This is a genomic window from Bradyrhizobium sediminis (assembly GCF_018736085.1).
In the GTDB taxonomy this organism is placed as follows: Bacteria; Pseudomonadota; Alphaproteobacteria; order Rhizobiales; family Xanthobacteraceae; genus Bradyrhizobium; species Bradyrhizobium sediminis.
The window spans coordinates 967,408-984,804 of sequence record NZ_CP076134.1; the positions used below are offsets into that span (position 1 = coordinate 967,408).

At 66.0% G+C, this 17,397-nt stretch carries 17 protein-coding genes and 1 riboswitch; of the genes, 9 read left to right on the top strand and 8 right to left on the bottom strand.

Annotated elements, in window-relative coordinates:
- The first annotated feature begins 71 nt into the window (after positions 1 to 71).
- Positions 72 to 335 carry an LPS translocon maturation chaperone LptM gene (lptM, locus tag KMZ29_RS04630; RefSeq protein ID WP_249779823.1) on the top strand — a complete coding sequence of 88 codons (264 nt, stop codon included), beginning with the start codon at positions 72 to 74 and terminating at the stop codon, positions 333 to 335.
- An 11-nt stretch (positions 336 to 346) separates the two neighbouring features.
- Positions 347 to 1,612: a diaminopimelate decarboxylase gene (gene lysA, locus KMZ29_RS04635; RefSeq protein ID WP_215622654.1), complete on the top strand. Its 1,266-nt coding sequence runs from the start codon at positions 347 to 349 to the stop codon at positions 1,610 to 1,612.
- 158 nt (positions 1,613 to 1,770) lie between these two features.
- Here lysA and KMZ29_RS04640 read toward each other — a convergent pair whose 3' ends face one another.
- Positions 1,771 to 2,676, bottom strand: a complete 906-nt coding sequence (locus KMZ29_RS04640) for an NAD(P)-dependent oxidoreductase (RefSeq protein ID WP_215622655.1) — start codon at positions 2,674 to 2,676, stop codon at positions 1,771 to 1,773.
- A 155-nt stretch (positions 2,677 to 2,831) separates the two neighbouring features.
- Positions 2,832 to 3,212 (bottom strand): carboxymuconolactone decarboxylase family protein, encoded by a 381-nt coding sequence (locus KMZ29_RS04645; RefSeq protein ID WP_215614704.1) that lies wholly within the window; start codon positions 3,210 to 3,212, stop codon positions 2,832 to 2,834.
- Positions 3,213 to 3,389: 177 nt separating this feature from the next.
- Here KMZ29_RS04645 and KMZ29_RS04650 point away from each other — a divergent pair, with 177 nt between their 5' ends.
- Positions 3,390 to 5,951 carry a TIGR02302 family protein gene (locus tag KMZ29_RS04650; RefSeq protein WP_215622656.1) on the top strand — a complete coding sequence of 854 codons (2,562 nt, stop codon included), beginning with the start codon at positions 3,390 to 3,392 and terminating at the stop codon, positions 5,949 to 5,951.
- Positions 5,952 to 6,104: 153 nt separating this feature from the next.
- Here KMZ29_RS04650 and KMZ29_RS04655 read toward each other — a convergent pair whose 3' ends face one another.
- Both KMZ29_RS04655 and KMZ29_RS04660 read right to left on the bottom strand, forming a co-directional pair.
- Complete coding sequence (locus tag KMZ29_RS04655; protein WP_215622657.1) at positions 6,105 to 6,479, bottom strand: response regulator; 375 nt, start codon at positions 6,477 to 6,479, stop codon at positions 6,105 to 6,107.
- Between the two features lie 99 nt (positions 6,480 to 6,578).
- A complete protein-coding gene (locus tag KMZ29_RS04660; RefSeq protein ID WP_215622658.1) occupies positions 6,579 to 7,433 on the bottom strand; it encodes an MJ0042-type zinc finger domain-containing protein in 855 nt (284 codons plus the stop codon).
- Positions 7,434 to 7,607: 174 nt separating this feature from the next.
- On the opposite strand from KMZ29_RS04660, the gene ftsE reads away from it, so the two are divergent.
- The 4 genes from ftsE (at position 7,608) to KMZ29_RS04680 (ending at position 10,819) form a co-directional block, all read left to right on the top strand.
- Positions 7,608 to 8,267, top strand: coding sequence for a cell division ATP-binding protein FtsE (gene ftsE, locus KMZ29_RS04665; RefSeq protein WP_215622659.1), 660 nt, complete (start codon positions 7,608 to 7,610; stop codon positions 8,265 to 8,267).
- A complete protein-coding gene (locus KMZ29_RS04670; protein ID WP_215604949.1) occupies positions 8,260 to 9,231 on the top strand; it encodes a cell division protein FtsX in 972 nt (323 codons plus the stop codon). Before ftsE ends, KMZ29_RS04670 begins: the two co-directional genes overlap by 8 nt.
- Before the next feature lie 85 nt (positions 9,232 to 9,316).
- Positions 9,317 to 10,036, top strand: a complete 720-nt coding sequence (locus KMZ29_RS04675) for a YdcF family protein (protein ID WP_215622660.1) — start codon at positions 9,317 to 9,319, stop codon at positions 10,034 to 10,036.
- Positions 10,037 to 10,048: 12 nt separating this feature from the next.
- A complete protein-coding gene (locus tag KMZ29_RS04680) occupies positions 10,049 to 10,819 on the top strand; it encodes a lysophospholipid acyltransferase family protein (RefSeq protein WP_215622661.1) in 771 nt (256 codons plus the stop codon).
- Here the strand turns inward: KMZ29_RS04680 and KMZ29_RS04685 are convergent.
- On the bottom strand, positions 10,816 to 11,421 hold the full coding sequence (locus KMZ29_RS04685; protein WP_215622662.1) for a gamma-glutamylcyclotransferase: 606 nt from the start codon (positions 11,419 to 11,421) through the stop codon (positions 10,816 to 10,818). The two genes, KMZ29_RS04680 and KMZ29_RS04685, sit on opposite strands and share 4 nt — an antisense overlap.
- A gap of 117 nt (positions 11,422 to 11,538) precedes the next feature.
- Between KMZ29_RS04685 and KMZ29_RS04690 the strand changes: the two genes are divergently transcribed.
- Positions 11,539 to 12,738, top strand: a complete 1,200-nt coding sequence (locus KMZ29_RS04690) for a DUF2125 domain-containing protein (RefSeq protein WP_215622663.1) — start codon at positions 11,539 to 11,541, stop codon at positions 12,736 to 12,738.
- Between the two features lie 157 nt (positions 12,739 to 12,895).
- On the opposite strand, the gene KMZ29_RS04695 is transcribed toward KMZ29_RS04690, so the two are convergent.
- The 3 genes from KMZ29_RS04695 to KMZ29_RS04705 are packed head-to-tail and all read right to left on the bottom strand — an operon-like array spanning position 12,896 to position 15,833.
- Complete coding sequence (locus tag KMZ29_RS04695; RefSeq protein WP_215622664.1) at positions 12,896 to 13,834, bottom strand: prephenate/arogenate dehydrogenase family protein; 939 nt, start codon at positions 13,832 to 13,834, stop codon at positions 12,896 to 12,898.
- On the bottom strand, positions 13,831 to 14,928 hold the full coding sequence (hisC, locus tag KMZ29_RS04700) for a histidinol-phosphate transaminase (RefSeq protein WP_215622665.1): 1,098 nt from the start codon (positions 14,926 to 14,928) through the stop codon (positions 13,831 to 13,833). The genes KMZ29_RS04695 and hisC overlap by 4 nt, the downstream gene beginning before the upstream one ends.
- 47 nt (positions 14,929 to 14,975) lie before the next feature.
- Positions 14,976 to 15,833 carry a chorismate mutase gene (locus KMZ29_RS04705; RefSeq protein ID WP_215622666.1) on the bottom strand — a complete coding sequence of 286 codons (858 nt, stop codon included), beginning with the start codon at positions 15,831 to 15,833 and terminating at the stop codon, positions 14,976 to 14,978.
- 194 nt (positions 15,834 to 16,027) lie between these two features.
- A riboswitch (SAM riboswitch) is annotated at positions 16,028 to 16,107 on the top strand.
- Between the two features lie 83 nt (positions 16,108 to 16,190).
- Here KMZ29_RS04705 and metX point away from each other — a divergent pair.
- Positions 16,191 to 17,393: a homoserine O-acetyltransferase MetX gene (gene metX, locus KMZ29_RS04710; RefSeq protein WP_215622667.1), complete on the top strand. Its 1,203-nt coding sequence runs from the start codon at positions 16,191 to 16,193 to the stop codon at positions 17,391 to 17,393.
- Positions 17,394 to 17,397 lie beyond the last annotated feature (4 nt).

The window sequence follows — 17,397 nt, forward strand, 5'->3', positions numbered from 1 at the left end:
TTCATGGTTGTCCGGGTCTCGCCAGAACCGGGCAATCTTTGTATGGTGCCGCCCGCATTGGGGATCTTGTCGTGAATCGTAACCACCGCCCGACACATCAGGGATGGGCCGTCATCGTTCTGAGCGCGGCCGTGCTCGCGCTCGGGGGCTGCGGACGCAAGGGCGCGCTCGATCTGCCGCCGAACGCGCCGCAGGCCGCGGCAGCGCAGGCCGATACCGAAGCCGAGCAGGCCGCGCGGCCGAGCGTGTTCAATCCGGCCTACGGGACCGATGCGCAGCCCACCGCGCCGAAAGGCCGCAAGAAAGCCTTCGTCCTCGATCCGCTTCTCGACTGAGAACGCCAGCCATGAATCACTTCGACTATCGCAACGGCGTGCTGCACGCCGAGGCGGTCAATCTCATCGAGCTGGCGGATGCGGTCGGCACGCCGTTCTATTGCTATTCGACCGCGACGCTGGAGCGCCATTACCGGGTGTTCAGCGAAGCCTTCGCCGGCGAGAAGACGCTGGTGTGTTACGCCATGAAGGCGAACTCCAACCAGTCGGTGCTGCGCACGCTGGCGAAACTCGGCGCCGGCGCCGACGTGGTTTCCGGCGGCGAGTTGAAGCGGGCGCTGGCCGCCGGCATACCTCCGCACAAGATTCTGTTCTCCGGCGTCGGCAAGACCGAAGCCGAGCTGCGCGCGGCGCTGGCCGAGGACATTCTCTGCATCAACGTCGAATCCGAGCCCGAGCTCGAATTGCTGTCGCGGCTCGCCGTCGAGACGGGAAAGACCGCGCGGATCTCGGTGCGGGTCAATCCGGACGTCGATGCCGGCACCCACGCCAAGATCGCCACCGGCAAGTCCGAGAACAAGTTCGGCGTCCCGATCGCGCGGGCCCGTGCCGTCTATGCCCGCGCGGCCAAGCTGCCGGGGATCGAGGTGACCGGCATCGACATGCATATCGGCAGCCAGATCACCGATCTCAGCCGGATGGAAACCGCGTTTCGCATCCTGTCGGATTTCGTGACGACGCTGCGTGCCGACGGCCACACCATCTCGCATATCGATTTCGGCGGCGGGCTCGGCATTCCCTATCACATGGACCGCGAGGCACCGCCGCTGCCATCGGCCTATGCCGCGATGGTCAAGCGGGTGACGCACAATCTCGGCTGCACGCTGATGTTCGAGCCCGGCCGGATGATCGTCGGCAATGCCGGCATTCTGGTCGCGCGCGTGATCTATGTGAAGCATGGCGACGCCAAGAACTTCGTCGTCATCGACGCGGCGATGAACGACCTGATCCGCCCCACTCTGTATGAAGCGCACCACGACATCCTGCCGGTCCGCGAGGCCGAAAAGGGCGCGCGAACGATCACGGCCGACGTGGTCGGGCCGGTCTGCGAAACCGGCGACTATCTCGCGCTCGACCGCAAGCTTCCCGAACCGAAGCCCGGCGATCTCGTGGCGATCATGACCGCCGGGGCCTACGGCGCGGTGCAGTCCGGCTTCTACAACACGCGGCCGCTGGTGCCGGAAGTGCTGGTCAAGGACGACCAATACGCTGTGGTGCGGCCCCGCATCGACGTCGATGCCCTGATCGCGATGGACAAGCCGGCGCCGTGGCTGTGAGCAGCTGTCGTCCCTGCGAACGCAGGGACCCAACCACATTTGCGCATTGTTTGCGCCCGCTGGGGCTCCAGCGTTGCGCATCATCGACATCGGTGGCTATGGATCCCGGCGCGCGCTTCGCTTGGCCGGGACGACGAAGGAGAGGGCTTGCGATCGCCTCACTTGGCCGTGTGGCCACCCTTGCCGCCGACGATCACACCCGCGGCCTGCTCGATCGGCTTGATCGCCGAGGTGAAGTCGGACTCCGGGCCCATCTCGCGCATCACCACTTCCCAGAGCCGGCCGACCGCTTCGGCGACCTCCATCGACAGCCCCAGCGCCTTCATTTCCTCGAGGCAGAGCCGCACGTCCTTGACCATCAGGCCGGTGGCAAAGCCGAAATCGAAGGTGCGCGGCAGGATCGAGCGCGGAAACTTGTCGCGGCTCGCGGTGTTGAGCCCCGAGCCGGCATTGATGACGTCGATCATCACATTGGGATCGAGCCCCGATTTGACGCCCATCACCACGGCCTCCGATGTCGCGACCACGGCGGTCGCCGACAACAAATTGTTGGCGAGCTTCATGGTCTGCGCCGAGCCGGGCTTCTCGCCGATGAAGAACACCTTGCCGATGATATCGAGCGCGGGCTTGGCCACCTCGAAATCCGCTTTCGGCCCCGACACCATCACCGCCAGCGTGCCCTTTTCGGCGCCGCCGACGCCGCCGCTCACGGGACTGTCGAGCTGCACGATGTTGCGCTTCGCCAGCAGGTCGTGAATTCGCACCGCCATGTGCGATCCGACGGTGGAGAGATCGACGAAGCGTTTTATCATTTTGCCTTCGATCACGCCGCCGGTGCCGGTCGCGACCTCGAGCGAGGCCTGCAGCGACGGCAGGCTCGCCAGCACGGTCTCGGCGCGGTCGGCGACCTCTTTCGGCGATGCAGCGGCTTTGGCGCCGAGCGCCACCAGTTTGTCGACGGCCTCCTTGCGCTGGTCGAACACCACGAGCGCATGCCCCGCCTCGACCAGGCGGCGCGCCATGGGAAAGCCCATCTTCCCGAGGCCGATGAATCCGATGTCCATGTGATGTGTCCTTGAAGTCTAACGGAGGGCGTCATTGCGAGGAGCGTAGCGACGAAGCAATCCAGCTTTTTTCCTTGCGCGCGAAAGCTGGATTGCTTCGCTTTGCTCGCAATGACGGTTTCAACGTTGGCGGCTTGGCCGAACCAAGCAAGTCCTCAGCCCTTGTCGACTTCCGCAAACGCTTCGCGCGCGATCCTGAAGCTGTCGACGCCCGCGGGCACGCCGGCATAGATCGCGACCTGCATGAAGATTTCGCGAATCTCGTCTCTGGTCACGCCATTGACCAGCGCGCCCTTGATGTGGATCTTCAATTCGTGCGGCCGGTTCAGGATCGAGATCATCGCCAGATTGAGCATGCTGCGGGTCTTGCGCGGTAGTTCCTCGCGGCCCCACACCGCGCCCCAGCAATATTCGGTGACCAGTTCCTGGAACGGCTTGTTGAACTCGTCGGCGTTCTTCACGGCATTGGCGACATAGGCCTCGCCCAGCACCGCCTTGCGAATCTCCAGTCCCTTGTCGTGTGTCTTCTGGTCCATGACGTTTCCTTGGGTTTTTGCTTGATGGTTCCGGCGGTTCGCGGCGGACGTTACGGGGTCGCGGCGGCCCAGTCACGCCTTCGTGTTATGCGTATTTCCGGGTGCGGGTTACCCGGGAACAGGTGCCTCATTGCCGCCGTTGTGCTACGATTTTGTTCGGGCAACCCGGAGAGTTTGTTGAGCGGCGCCACCCCCGACCCCTCAGAAGCTGCGCGCGTCCCTGATGCCACCTCGCGGCTGCGACTGGGCCAGGCCCTGCAGCGCGCGAAATACGCGATCGCGTGGGAACAGACCTGGCCACATCTGGCGCGGTTGCTGAGCCTCATCGGGCTGTTTCTGGTGTTGTCCTGGGCCGGATTGTGGCTGGCGCTGCCCTTCCTGGCGCGCGCCATCGGTATTGGCTTGTTCGTGCTCGCAGCGCTCGGGGCGCTGTTGCCGCTCATCCGATTCCGCTGGCCGAGCCGCGAAGCGGGCCTCAGCCGGCTCGACCGCGGCACCGGCATTCGCCATCGCCCGGCAACCGCGCTGACCGATACGCTGGCCACGCAGGATCCGGTCGCGCTGGCGTTGTGGCAGGCGCAACGCGAGCGCACCCTGGCTTCGCTGAAGCGGATCCGCGCCGGCCTGCCGTCGCCGCGGCTGGCGATCCACGATCCCTGGGCGCTGCGCGCGCTGGTCGTGGTGATGATGGTGGCAACCTATATCGCCGCCGGCGATGAGCGCGGCTTGCGCGTCGCCGCGGCGTTCGACTGGAACGGCGTGCTGGCGCCGGCCAATGTCAGGGTCGACGCTTGGGTGACTCCGCCGCTCTACACCGGCAAGCCCCCGATCATCCTGTCGGCGGCGAACAAGGATGCCGCGGCGCCCGCCGCGGGTCCGTTGCCGGTTCCGGCGGGCTCTACGCTGATCGTGCGCTCGAGCGGGGGCACGCTCGATATGGTGGCCGGCGGCGGCGTCACCGAAGCTGTGTCCACCGAGCAGGCGCCCAGGGGCACCAACGAGAAGCATTTCACCATCGCCGGCGATGGAACCGCGCATGTCCGCGCGCCCTCCGGGCAGCCGCAATGGCGCTTCAGCGCCACCGCCGATCGCGCCCCGGCTATCTCGCTCGCCAAGGACCCGGAACGCCAGGCTCGCGGTTCGCTGCAGATGTCCTACAGGATCGAGGACGACTACGGCGTCACCGAAGCGCAGGCGCGTTTTGCGGCCCGTCCCGGCGACGCGGCCAAGGGCGCCGCGGAGCCCCGGCCGCTGTTCGGCGCGCCGCAATTTTCGCTGGTGCTGCCGAATGCCCGGACCCGCAACGGCGTCGGCCAGACCGTCAAGGACCTCAGCGAGGATCCCTACGCCGGCGCCGACGTCACCCTGACGCTGACGGCGAAGGACGAGGCCGGCAATGAGGGCAAGAGCGAGCCGTTCAACATGCGGCTTCCGGAGCGGCTGTTCACCAAGCCCTTGGCGCGGGCGCTGATCGAGCAGCGCCGCATTCTGGCGCTCGACGCCAATCAGAACGGGCCGGTCTATGCCGCGCTCGACGCGCTGATGATCGCGCCGCATCTGTTCATGCCCGAAACCGGCCAGTATCTCGGTCTCTACAGCGTGGCGCGGCAGCTCGAGGCCGCCCGCACCGACAATGCACTGCGCGAGGTCGTCGCCAGCCTGTGGGCGCTCGCCGTCACCATCGAGGATGGCAACATCACCGACGTGGACAAGGCATTGCGCGCCGCGCAGGAGGCGCTCAAGCAGGCGCTGGAGCGCGGCGCCAGCGATGAGGAGATCAAGAAGCTCACCGAAAACCTGCGTGCGGCGCTGGATAATTTCATGCGCCAGCTCGCCGAACAGCTGCGCAACAATCCGCAGCAATTGGCGCGGCCGCTCGATCCCAACACCCGGATGCTGAGCCAGCAGGACCTGAAGAACATGATCGATCGTATGGAGCGCCTGTCGCGCTCCGGCGACAAGGAGGCCGCCAAGCAGCTGCTCGAGCAGTTGCAGCAGATGCTGGAGAACCTGCAGATGGCGCAGCCCGGCCAGTCCGGCGACGGCGACATGGAGCAGGCGCTGAACGAGCTCGGCGACATGATCCGCAAGCAGCAGCAGTTGCGCGACAAGACCTACAGGCAGGGCCAGGATTCGCGGCGCGATCGCCAGCGCGGCAGGCAGGGCGATCAGAGCATGGGCGATCTGCAGCAGGATCAAGAAGGCCTGCGCGACCGTCTCAAGAGACTGCAGCAGGAACTGGCCAAGCGCGGCATGGGGCAGGGCCAGCGCGGCGAGAAAGGCCAGCGTGGCGAGCAGGGACAGCAGGGTCAGCAAGGCGAGCAGGGCGACGGCGAGGACGGCCTCGGAGAGGCCGATTCCGCGATGGGCGATGCCAGCGGCAGGCTGGGCGAGGGCAACGCCGATGGTGCGGTGGATTCGCAAGGCAAGGCGCTGGAAGCGCTGCGCAAGGGCGCCCAGAGCCTGGCGGAGTCGATGCAGCAGGGCGAGGGCGACGGACAGAACGACGGCCCGGGCCAGCGCGCAGGAAGGCAGCAGGGCGGCGGCAATCAGCAGGATCCGCTAGGCCGGCCGCTGCACGGCCGCGAATTCGGCGACGATTTCTCGGTGAAGATTCCCGGCGAGATCGATGTGCAGCGGGTGCGCCGGATTCTGGAAGAGCTCCGCCGCCGCCTCGCCGATCCGCAGCGGCCGCAGATCGAACTCGATTACATCGAGCGGCTGCTGAAGGATTATTGAGGGCTTCGTCCGGACCGACGGCGCCGCTACGGGGACGAGTGTCATACGCGGGCTTGACCCGCGTATCCATCAACCCTGAGAAGAGTCTTGCGAAGAAGATGGATTGCCGGGTCAAGCCCGGCAACGACGGGTCGAGAGGGGCGGCGCGGCCCGCTATCCCTTTCTTGCCGCCAGCGCGTCGGCCACCGCGGTGCGGATATCGGCCACCGAGAACGGTTTCGTCACCACGTCGTGCACGATCGCATTGAGGCCGTGGGCGCGTTCGCGCTGATCGGCAAAGCCGGTCATCAGCAGGATCGTCAGGTCCGGAAAATCCCGCGCCGCCGCCAGCGCCAGCGCGATGCCGTCCATCACGGGCATCTGGATATCGGTAAGCAGGAGATCGAAGGCGCCCGGTTCGCGGGTGAGGATTTCCAGCGCTTCGGCGCCGTCTTCGGCGGTGACGGTGGCGTGGCCGTCCATGGCGATGGCCCGCGCCACCAGCGTGCGCATGGATTCTTCGTCGTCGGCAATCAGCACGCGCGGCATCGGGCACCCGTCTTTAGCTAGCGAGACTATAGCGTTTTCGAGCGAAGTGGATACCGGTTCGCGTAAGGAAAACGCGTCAAGAAAAGACTGGCGGCCTGTTCACGCATGGCCGCCGGCGATGTCCCGCCTGTTGAAGAAGCGTACATCGATATTGCGGCCTTCGGGGGGCGGCGAAGCCAGCCGCGACTTGAACCAGGCGCGTTCGCCCGGCTTCAGCACGGATTGCTCCAGCACCGCATTCCAGGCGTAGATCTCCGCGCCCTGCGCGTCGCGGACGGAAAAGCGCAGCCGCGGCAGGTCGACCGGCTTGCGCCCTTCGCCGGTGATTACACCCTCGATCACCAGCACGGGCTTGCCTTCCACGGTCTCGGAAGTGATCTTGACGTCCTTGAACATCAGCCCGCGCAGGTTTACCTCGAGGCCGACCATCTTGTAGAAGGCGGCGGTCTGCGGCAGCAGCCGCACCACGTCGACCCGCCAGATCGTCAGCGCCAGCACCAGCGCGCCCATCGCGGCGCAGGCGGTGGTGAGGCTGATGGAGGGTTTGCCGGGGGCGTGATACGCTCCCTGGCGGGCGAAGAGCTTGCGGAACCAGGACCGGCGCTGCGGCTGCTCGCTCGCCGCGTCCTCGGCATCGTTCCGGGCGGCCGACGCCCAGTCGGTCGACGCGTCGCCTTCGGCCGGCCAGTCGGCCGATATCGAGGGACTGTCGACGACGGGGGTGTCCGAGCCGCCGTCCTCGCGCGCCATCGCTTCCCATTCCGCGGCGGCGTCGGCATTCGAGGCCTGTCGGCCGGCCTGCGCCATCGCCGGCGCGGCGATCTCGACCGCGTCCTCCGGCCGCGCCAGCCAGACTTCCTTGCAGCGGGAACAGCGGACGGTACGGCCAGCCGCGCCCAGGTTAGCCGGATCAATGGCATAGGACGTTGTACAATGAGGGCAAACGATGGGCATGGAGCCAATCTCCACAATGACGCTGGCTGGATGCTACAAGGCGACCGTTAACGAACCGGAAACCATAACCGAAGCACAACCGTTTTCTCTGGTTCGCGGCCGCGGCGGGGCCGGCGAATGGCGGGCCATCGGCTGCGGCTTTCCGGCCGCACCCCACATCGAACGGAGCTGAGCTTGGTTCGGTTCGAAAATGTCGGATTGCGTTACGGGCTTGGCCCGGAGATTCTGCGCGACCTCAGTTTCCTGATCCCCGCCCATTCCTTCCAGTTCCTGACCGGTCCGTCCGGCGCCGGCAAGACCTCGCTGCTGCGGCTTTTGTTCCTGTCGCTGCGGCCGACGCGCGGCCTGGTCAACCTGTTCGGCCACGACGTCTCGCTGCTCGGCAAGGATCAGATCGCGGACTTGCGCAAGCGGATCGGCATCGTGCTGCAGGACTTCCGGCTGCTCGATCACATGACGACCTACGAAAATGTGGCGCTGCCGTTCCGGGTGATGGGCCGCGAGGAATCGAGCTACCGCAAGGAGGTCATCGACCTCCTGAAATGGGTCGGGCTCGGCGAACGGATGGATGCGCTGCCGCCGATCCTGTCCGGCGGCGAGAAGCAGCGCGCGGCGATCGCGCGTGCCGTGATCTCGCGTCCGCACCTGCTGCTGGCGGATGAGCCGACCGGCAATGTCGATCCGACGCTGGGGCGGCGGCTGCTGCGGCTTTTCATCGAACTGAACAAGTCCGGCACCGCTGTCATCATCGCCACCCACGACATGGCGCTGATGGACCAGTATGACGCGCGGCGGCTGGTGCTGCATCAGGGACGGCTGCACATCTATGAGTAGATCAGGCGACGAGCATGGGCCGCTGGTGGATCTCGGCCACGAGCGTCCGCAGGTGCCGGCACGGGCGCGCAACCTGTCGCCGATCGTGCCGCGCGCCTCGATCGCCGGCCGCGCGCTGGTTGCCGTGGTCGCCATCATGACCTTCCTCGCCTCGATCACGACCGGCGCGGTGCTGCTGGTGAGCGCCTCGGCGGCGGAATGGCAGTCGGAGGTCGCGAGCGAAATCACCATCCAGGTGCGCCCCGCCGCCGGACGCGACATCGAGCGCGATGCGGCGGCGGTGGCCGAGACGATGCGGACGCAGCCCGGCATCGTCGAGATCAAGCCCTTCACCAAGGACGAGTCCGCCAAATTGCTGGAGCCATGGCTCGGCAGCGGATTGTCGTTCGACGATCTGCCGGTGCCGCGCGTCATCGTCGCGCGGGTCAAGCCGGGTACCGCGCTCGATCTGGCGGCGCTGCGCAGCCGGGTGTCGCAGGTGGCGCCGACGGCCAGCGTCGACGATCACCGCGCCTGGATCGAGCGGATGCGCTCGATGACCGGCGCAACCGTGTTCGCCGGCATCGGCATCCTCGCGCTGGTGATCATCGCCACCATCATTTCGGTATCGTTCGCAACCCGCGGCGCGATGGCGGCGAATCGCCCGATCGTCGAGGTCCTGCACTTCGTCGGCGCCGGGGACCGCTATATCGCCAACCGCTTCTTGCGACACTTTCTCAGGTTGGGCCTCGAGGGCGGCGTGATCGGCGGCGGCGTCGCGATGCTGGCCTTCGGCTTCTCCGAATCGATCGCCGGCTGGTTCTCGGGCACCCCCGTCGGCGATCAATTTGCGGCTTTGCTGGGAACGTTTTCGCTGCGCCCGTCGGGCTATCTGGTGCTGGCGGTGCAGGCGGTGCTGATCGCGGCGATCACCGCCTGGGCGTCGCGGCGAACCCTGTTCGCCACGCTCGACGACATCGACTGACGGCCGCCAATACCGCACCAAACCGGACTCCACTTCGCCCCAAAACGTTCTAGACTTGTCAAGGAAAGGGCAACGTCAGTACCGCATGAAGCCGAAGTCTGCCGATATCTCGCCAGCTGCGCCGATTGCCGCGCCGAAGGGATGGCTGCGCGCAACGATCGTCGCCTCGCTGGCGGTTGCTTTCGTTGTAGCCGCGTTCGGCTTCATCGGGTTCCTGTCGCAATTGCGCGGCGCCGAGGTGAAGCCCGACCGCAGCGCCGACGGCATCGTCGTGCTCACCGGCGGCTCTTCGCGCGTCTCTGATGCGATGGAATTGCTGGCCGGCGGCTATGGCAAGCGGCTCCTGATTTCCGGCGTGCATCCGACCAACGCCGCGAGCGATATTTCCCGGTCGCTGCCCGACAATCATTCGCTGCTGCGCTGTTGCGTCGATCTCGACCGCTCCGCCGTCAATACCCGCAGCAATGCGGCGGAGACGCGGCGCTGGGCGCGCGAGCGCGGCTTCAAGTCGCTGATCGTGGTGACCTCGAATTACCATATGCCGCGTGCGATCGTCGAATTGTCGCATGCGATGCCCGATATTCAGCTGATCCCCTTCGCGGTGGTCGGCGAGAAATGGCGGGATGAGCCATGGTGGACGAGTGGCGCGACGTTTCGGCTGCTGCTATCGGAGTACGTCAAATACGTCGCCGCGGAGGTGCGGGTGCGTCTGGCCGACGGCGGTCTCGATCTGGCCCCCGAGCCCGCGGACCAGCCGTCCAGGTCCCTCGCCCCGCGCAGGCCGGCGACGGCCCAAGCCAACTGATCAAGGTACTCGATGGTTTCGATCTTCCTGCGTTCGCTGGTCTACAATGTGCTGTTCTATATGCTGCTGGTGTTCTGGCTGATCGTCGGAATCCCGACCTACCTGATGCCGCGCTGGGCCATCATGAACATCGCCAGATACTGGGCGCGCAGCAGCATCTGGCTGTTGCGCGTGATCTGCAACACCAAGGTGGAATATCGCGGGCTCGAGAAGATCCCGAAGGGGCCGCTGATCGTGACCTCGAAGCATCAGTCGATGTGGGAAACCTTCGCGCTGCTGCAGTTCTTCGAGCAGCCGCTCTACATCCACAAGCGCGAACTGACGTGGATTCCGTTCTTCGGCTGGTACCTGATGAAGGCGGACATGATCGGGATCGACCGGGCCGCCGGCGGACGCGCGCTGCTGGATATGGCGCGCCGCGCCGGCGAGGCGGTGCGGCGCGGCCGCCAGTTGATCATCTTTCCCGAGGGCACCCGAACCGCGGTCGACGCGAAGCCGCATTACAAGACCGGCGTCGCCCAGGTCTATGTCGATTGCGGCGTGACCTGCCTGCCGGTTGCGCTCAATTCGGGACTGTTCTGGCCGCGCCGCACCTTCATGCGCTATCCGGGCACGCTGGTGGTCGAGTTTCTCGATCCCTTGCCGCCGGGCCTGACGCGCCGCGAATTCATCGAGCGTGTCTCGACCGTGATCGAGGCCGCCACCAGCCGGCTGGTCGAGGCCGCGCGGGCTGAGCAGGCGCAGTTGTTCGGCCGTGTGCCGTCACCGCCGGCCAGGGATTAGGCTTCTTTCTTACCCTCCAGGGGAGGGTGAAGTGAATGTGCATCTCCATGCAGCATCGCGGCGAGCTGGTGCAATTGCGCGTCGCGAAAACCTTGCGCCTCGATCGACTTCACGGTGGCCAGCACGTAGTCGCGATTGTTGCCGGAGCGGCCGTGACCCTGCTGCACGTAGTGCAGTTGTTCGGTGAGCGAGAGCCGTCCGGCATATTGCACATGGCCGCGGTCGACCACGTACGCCAGCGCGCTGACCCGTTGCCGGGCATCGTCCTCGAGCCAGACCGAACGCATTACCTCGCGATAGACGTGGGTGGTCTGCTCCCGGCCGCGCAGATAGTCGATGGTGTCGCCGCGCTGCCTGGCCGCGACCCGGAACGCGACGCCGCGGCAGGCGCCGCCGCGGTCGAGCCCGAGCACGAGGCCGGGTTTCTCCGGCGTTCCGCGATGGTCGAAGGAATACACGCAGAGCGCGCGGTGCTCGCCGATCAGCCTCGCGGGGACCTGCTCGATGAATTCGAAGCCCGGCCGCCACATCAGCGAGCCGTAGCCGAACACCCACAGGTCGCCTTTGGATAATACCGCTTCGGAAACGATTTCAACTGACATCGCGCGCACGCCTAGCAAAATTTTGCGTTTGATGAAAATGCGTTAACTTGATCCACGGCCGGCAGCATGGCTTACATGACCGCTTAATTGACAAATTCGTCCGCCAAAGGTCGCCGCATGCCCGATATCACCCCTGCGCCGCGCCGGCGCCCGCTTTGGCGCCTCTTCCTCATGCCTGTTCTGCTGCTCGTCGCCGCCGCGGCTTGGAGCGCGTTCTGGTTCTTTGCCGCCTCCCAGGTCGAGGTCAAGGCCGACGCTTGGCGCGCCCTGGAGGCGAAATCGGGTCGGGTCTATGACTGCGCCAAGCGCTCGGTGGCCGGCTTCCCGTTCCGGCTCGAAATCAGCTGCAGCGGCGCCAGCGTGACGCTGAGGTCGCAGACCGCGGAGCAGGCTGCGACCCAAGCGGCGCCGGTCACCGCCAAGCTCGGCGAAATCCTGATGGTGGCGCAGATCTACGATCCGAAAAAGGTGATCGCCGAATTCACCGCGCCCGCGACCCTTTCCGATCGCGGCGGGCCGGCTTCGATGATGGTGAACTGGAGCAAGGCGCGCTCTAGCGTGGTCGGCCTGCCGGCCATCCCGCAGCGCGCCTCGATCGTGTTCGACGAACCATCGATCGACCGCGTCAACGCTTCAGTGCAGACGCCGCTGGCGCGCGCCAAGCTGGTCGAGCTGCACGGTCGCCTCGCCGAGGGCTCGGCGCTCGATCGCCCCGTGATCGAGACCGTGCTCAAGATCCAGGGCGGCAGCGTCCAGGAGGTTCATCCGCTCTTGGCGGCGCCGTTCGACGCCGACGTCCGCGCGATGCTGAGCGGGCTGAAGGACTTCTCGCCAAAACCCTGGCCCGAGCGGTTTCGCGAAATTCAGGCTGCCGGCGGCCGCGTCGAAATCGTGCAGTCGCGGATTGCGCAGGGCGATTTGGTCGCGGTTGCCGCCGGCACGCTCGGCCTCAGCGCCAATGGGCGTATCGACGGCGAATTGCAGATGACGGTCGCCGGAATCGAGAAGGTGATTCCGGCGCTCGGTATCGAAAAAATGCTGGAAGAGGGCGTGCCGCAGGCGACGCTCGATCGCGTCGCGCCCGGTGTCAGGAGCCAGGATGTCAGCAACCTGCTCGGCGCGCTCGACCGGGCGATCCCCGGTCTCGGCAAGGTGGTCAAGCAAAACGCCAATGTCGGCGTCGCCGCCGGCATCAATGCGCTCGGCAAGGAAACAGTGCTGGAAGGCAAGAAGGCCCGCGCCTTTCCGCTGCGCTTCGTCGACGGCGCGGTGTTCTTGGGACCGCTGAAGGTCGCGCAGATTCCGCCGCTGTATTAGCTGTCGTCCCGGCCAAGCGAGCGCTTGCGAGTGCGCGCCGGGACCCATAACCACCAGCGGTTATGAGACGATGAAAGACAAACCGCGCCATTCGTGATCAATCGCGACGCCGCGGCGTATGGGTTCCCGCTTTCGCGGGAACGACAGAGCGGCCTACTCAGGCTTTCTTCCCCAGATGCGCATGCGGCCGTCCGAAATCGGGCGCGGCCGAATCCTGGCCGATCTCGACGATGCCGCGGCGGATCGCGCGGGTGCGGGTGAAATGCTCGAACAGCGCCTCGCCGTCGTTGCGGCGGATTGCGCGGGTCAGCTTCGACAGATCCTCGTTGAAGGTGCCGAGCATTTCCAGCACCGCGTCCTTGTTGGCGAGGAACACGTCGCGCCACATCGTCGGGTCGGAGGCGGCGATGCGGGTGAAGTCGCGAAAGCCGCCGGCGGAGAACTTGATCACTTCCGACGAGGTGACCTGGGCGAGTTCGTCGGCGGTGCCGACGATGGTGTAGGCGATCAGATGCGGCAGGTGGCTGGTGATCGCCAGCACCAGATCGTGATGGTCCGGCGTCATGATCTCGACCTTGGCGCCGAGCGCGGTCCAGAACGCGCGCAGCCGCTCGATCGCGCCGGGATCGACGCCTGCCGGCGGGGTCAGGATGCACCAGCGGTTGATGAACAGTTCGGCGAAACCGGAATCGGGGCCGGAGTGCTCGGTGCCGGCAACCGGATGCGCCGGCACGAAATGCACGCCTTCGGGCAGGTACGGCGCCATGTCGCGCACGATCGCGCCCTTGACCGAGCCGACGTCGGAGACGATGGCGCCGGGCTTGAGATGAGCGGCGATTTCCTGCGCGACCGGTCCGCAGGCGCCGACCGGGATGCAGAGGATCACGAGATCGGCGTCTTTGACGGCTTCGACGTTGGTTTCGACCACGCGGTCGACGATGCCGAGCTCGGCGACCCGCGCCCGGGTCCTGGCCGAGCGCGCGGTGGTGACGATTTCTCCCGCCAGCCCCTGTTCGCGCGCGGCGCGTGCGATCGAGCCGCCGATCAGTCCGAAGCCGATCAGCGCGATCTTGTTGAAGTGCGGCGCGGCGCTCACTTGCGCGCCACGAAGTCGCGCAAGCCGTCGACCACCAGCCGATTGGCTTCTTCGGTGCCGATGGTCAGGCGCAGCGCGTGCGGCAGGCCGTAATTGTTCAGGCCCCGCAGCACCAGTCCGCGCCTGGTGAGGAACGCGTCGGCTTCCGCCGCGGTCTGACCTTTCTCCGGCGGGAAGTGGATGAGAATGAAGTTCGCCACGCTCGGCGTCACCTTGAGGCCGAGTTTTGTCACTTCTTCGGTGAGCCAGGTGCGCCACTTCTCGGTATGTGTCTTCGACATCTGGATATGCGCGCTGTCCTCGATCGCCGCCACCGCCGCCCGCATCGCCGGGGTCGAGACGTTGAAGGGGCCGCGGATGCGATTGACCGCATCGACGATATTGGCCGGCCCGAACATCCAGCCGATCCGCAACGCCGCGAGGCCGTGGATCTTGGAAAAAGTGTGGGTCATCACCGTGTTCTCGGTGGTCGCCACCAGTTCGATGCCGATCTCGTAATCGTTGCGCGACACGTAGTCGGAATAGGCGGCGTCGAGCACCAGCAGCACATGCGGCGGCAATCCGGCGCGCAGCCGCTTGACCTCGTCGAACGGCAGATAGGTCCCGGTCGGGTTGTTGGGGTTGGCGAGCCACACCAGCTTGGTGCGCGGCGACACCCGCTGCAGGATCGCATCGACGTCGGCGGTGAAATTGGTTTCCGGCGCCACCACGTTGATGGCGCCGTTCGCCATGGTCGCGATCGGATACACCAGGAAACCGTGGGTGGTGGAGATCGCCTCGTCGCCGTGGCTGAGATAGGTGTGCGCCAGCAAATTGAGGATCTCGTCGGAGCCGGCGCCGCAGATGATGCGGTCGGGATCGAGCCCGAAGGCGCGGCCGATCGCTTCGCGCAAGATCCGCGAGGTGCCCTCCGGATAGTCCTCCAGGTGATCGGCGGCTTGCTTGTAGGCTTCGACCGCCTTCGGCGAAGGTCCGAGCGGCGTCTCGTTGGCCGACAGCTTGAACACCTTGCGGCCCGGCTCCGCCACCGGGCTCTTGCCCGGCGTGTAGGGCGCAATTTCGAGGATGCCGGGATTCGGCACGGGTCGGGACATCTTCAACTCCGGAAGTCTGGGGGCGGCTCTCAGGACACGATTTGAGGCTAAGCCTGATGCTTGGCGGCCCCGTTCGGGGGCACCGTATAGCGCGTTGCGTGGCTGCCGACGAGAGCCGATGAGCGCACCGAAGCACCGGCCTCGATCATGGCTGCCTTGATCTTTTCGAGGCTGGCGGCGCCGGAAACCGACACCAGCAGCGCCGCGCCGTCGAAGGCAGTGTCCGGCACCGCGACGATCTCGGCCAGCGGCGACAGCGCGCGGGCGATCTCGGCGTTCCAGCCGGACACCCTTACGCTCCACGTCTCGACCTCGGTCACCATGGCGCTGTCGGCGACGCGCGACACCACGAACACCGGCAGCGCGGCCGGATGGTCGGCGCGCTCGAGGAACGGCAGCCGCGCGATGATCTTCGGGGCGCCCTCGGCCTCGAGCGCGATCCACCATGGGGTGCGGCTCGACGTGGCCGGGACCAGCGCCAGATCGCCCTTCGACCTCGCCACCGCCTCGACGGCGGCCTGCGCGCTGAAATGCGAGACATAGGGCACGACGAATCCGAAATGAAACCGCGCCGAATCCCGCATCGCGGATTCGCCGACGGAAACATCCGCATGCACCGAAAACGGCGCTTGTACAAAGGTGAACGTCGAGATGATGACGCGCCAGATGCTCTCGATGGTGTCGATCGGCAGGATGCCGCGGTGACGCTCGACCAGGCGCCGCATCATCGCGGCCTCGCGCGCCGGACGGAACGCCGAACCGACCTCCTGGGTCTGCTTGACCTGGATCAGCCGGTCGATGATGTCGCCACGCGCCATCAGCAGGCGGTGGACCTGTTCGTCGATGCTGTCGATCTCTTGGCGCAGCACCTCGAGCGAGGGTGGGGCGGGGGGCGATTTGGACATCTCAAGGGACCCGGCGAGAGCTCTATCTTCCTCATCCTGAAGGAGCGGCCTCTTGGCCGCGTCGCGAAGGATGAGAGCCCCGTTCTCTCCCATGGTTCGAGACGGCGCAAGGGCGCCTCCTCACCATGAGGGGCCACCCCTGCAGGGTTAACCATGGACTTGCCTTGACGAAAAGCTCAACCGGGACTAGCTTGAAGCCATTCCGTGGTCATTTGAGCCGGCCGGCTTGCAGCCACGTTAAACAACTCGCTAAACAGGCCGGGGACAGAAGTGATCCCGGCCGAACCTTTGTTCAGGCCGGGTTTTTTTATGGCCTGATTTCTGTCCAGGACCTCCCTCGCGGAGGCCGGTGGTGAGATGACCAAGGTGCAGTCGATACCAAGCCCGTCGGTCCATACCGAGGAACGTGCGCACGAGGCGGACCATCCGAGTTCGCTGGTGGCGGCGTTCGGCGCCGATCAGCCCTTGCGGCTTGATTGCGGCATCGACCTGGCGCCGTTTCAGATCGCCTACCAGACCTATGGCAAGCTCAATGCAGAGCGATCCAACGCCATCATGATCTGCCATGCGCTGACGCTCGATCAGCATGTCGCCAATGTGCATCCGCTGACCGGCAAGCCGGGCTGGTGGGAAATCATGGTAGGCCCCGGCCGCCCGCTCGATACCGAAAAGTACTTCATCATCTGCTCGAACGTGATCGGCGGCTGCATGGGCTCGACCGGCCCGGCCTCGACCAATCCGGCGACCGGCAAGGTGTGGGGGCTGGATTTCCCAATCATTACGATACCCGACATGGTGCGGGCGCAGGCCATGCTGCTCGACCGCCTCGGCATCGACACGCTGCTCTGTGTTGTCGGCGGCTCGATGGGCGGCATGCAGGTGCTGCAATGGACCGCGGCCTATCCGAAACGCGTGTTCTCCGCGCTCCCGACCGCGTGCAGCACGCGCCATTCGGCGCAGAATATCGCGTTCCACGAGCTCGGCCGGCAGGCGGTAATGGCCGATCCCGACTGGCATCACGGGCGCTATGTCGATCAGGGGACGCATCCGCATCGCGGCCTCGCGGTGGCGCGGATGGCCGGGCATATCACCTATTTGTCGGACGCAGCGCTGCACCGCAAGTTCGGGCGGCGGATGCAGGACCGCGACCTGCCGACCTTTTCGTTCGATGCGGATTTTCAGGTCGAAAGCTATCTGCGCTATCAGGGCTCGTCCTTTGTCGAGCGCTTCGACGCCAACAGCTATCTCTATTTGACGCGGGCGATGGACTATTTCGACATTGCCGCCGATCATGACGGCGTGCTGGCGCAGGCGTTCCGTGGCATCCAGACCCGCTTCTGCGTGGTGTCGTTCACCAGCGACTGGTTGTTCCCGACGGCGGAGTCGCGCGCGCTGGTGCATGCGCTCAACGCCTCCAGCGCGCGGGTGTCGTTCGCCGAGATCGAGACCGACCGCGGCCACGACGCCTTCCTGCTCGATGTGCCGGAATTCTTCGACATCTCGCGGGCCTTCCTGGAATCCGCGGGCAAGGCGCGCGGCCTGACCGAGGCGGGAGGCTGACCTG

Coding starts and splice junctions, on each gene's coding strand:
- lysA (WP_215622654.1), top strand. CDS start 347: ATGAATCACTTCGACTATCGCAACGGCGTGCTGCACGCCGAGGCGGTC.
- KMZ29_RS04640 (WP_215622655.1), bottom strand. CDS start 2,676: ATGGACATCGGATTCATCGGCCTCGGGAAGATGGGCTTTCCCATGGCG.
- KMZ29_RS04645 (WP_215614704.1), bottom strand. CDS start 3,212: ATGGACCAGAAGACACACGACAAGGGACTGGAGATTCGCAAGGCGGTG.
- KMZ29_RS04655 (WP_215622657.1), bottom strand. CDS start 6,479: ATGCCGCGCGTGCTGATTGCCGACGACGAAGAATCCATGCGCACGCTG.
- KMZ29_RS04660 (WP_215622658.1), bottom strand. CDS start 7,433: ATGCCCATCGTTTGCCCTCATTGTACAACGTCCTATGCCATTGATCCG.
- KMZ29_RS04670 (WP_215604949.1), top strand. CDS start 8,260: ATGAGTAGATCAGGCGACGAGCATGGGCCGCTGGTGGATCTCGGCCAC.
- KMZ29_RS04675 (WP_215622660.1), top strand. CDS start 9,317: ATGAAGCCGAAGTCTGCCGATATCTCGCCAGCTGCGCCGATTGCCGCG.
- KMZ29_RS04680 (WP_215622661.1), top strand. CDS start 10,049: ATGGTTTCGATCTTCCTGCGTTCGCTGGTCTACAATGTGCTGTTCTAT.
- KMZ29_RS04685 (WP_215622662.1), bottom strand. CDS start 11,421: ATGTCAGTTGAAATCGTTTCCGAAGCGGTATTATCCAAAGGCGACCTG.
- KMZ29_RS04690 (WP_215622663.1), top strand. CDS start 11,539: ATGCCCGATATCACCCCTGCGCCGCGCCGGCGCCCGCTTTGGCGCCTC.
- hisC (WP_215622665.1), bottom strand. CDS start 14,928: ATGTCCCGACCCGTGCCGAATCCCGGCATCCTCGAAATTGCGCCCTAC.
- KMZ29_RS04705 (WP_215622666.1), bottom strand. CDS start 15,833: ATGTCCAAATCGCCCCCCGCCCCACCCTCGCTCGAGGTGCTGCGCCAA.
- metX (WP_215622667.1), top strand. CDS start 16,191: ATGACCAAGGTGCAGTCGATACCAAGCCCGTCGGTCCATACCGAGGAA.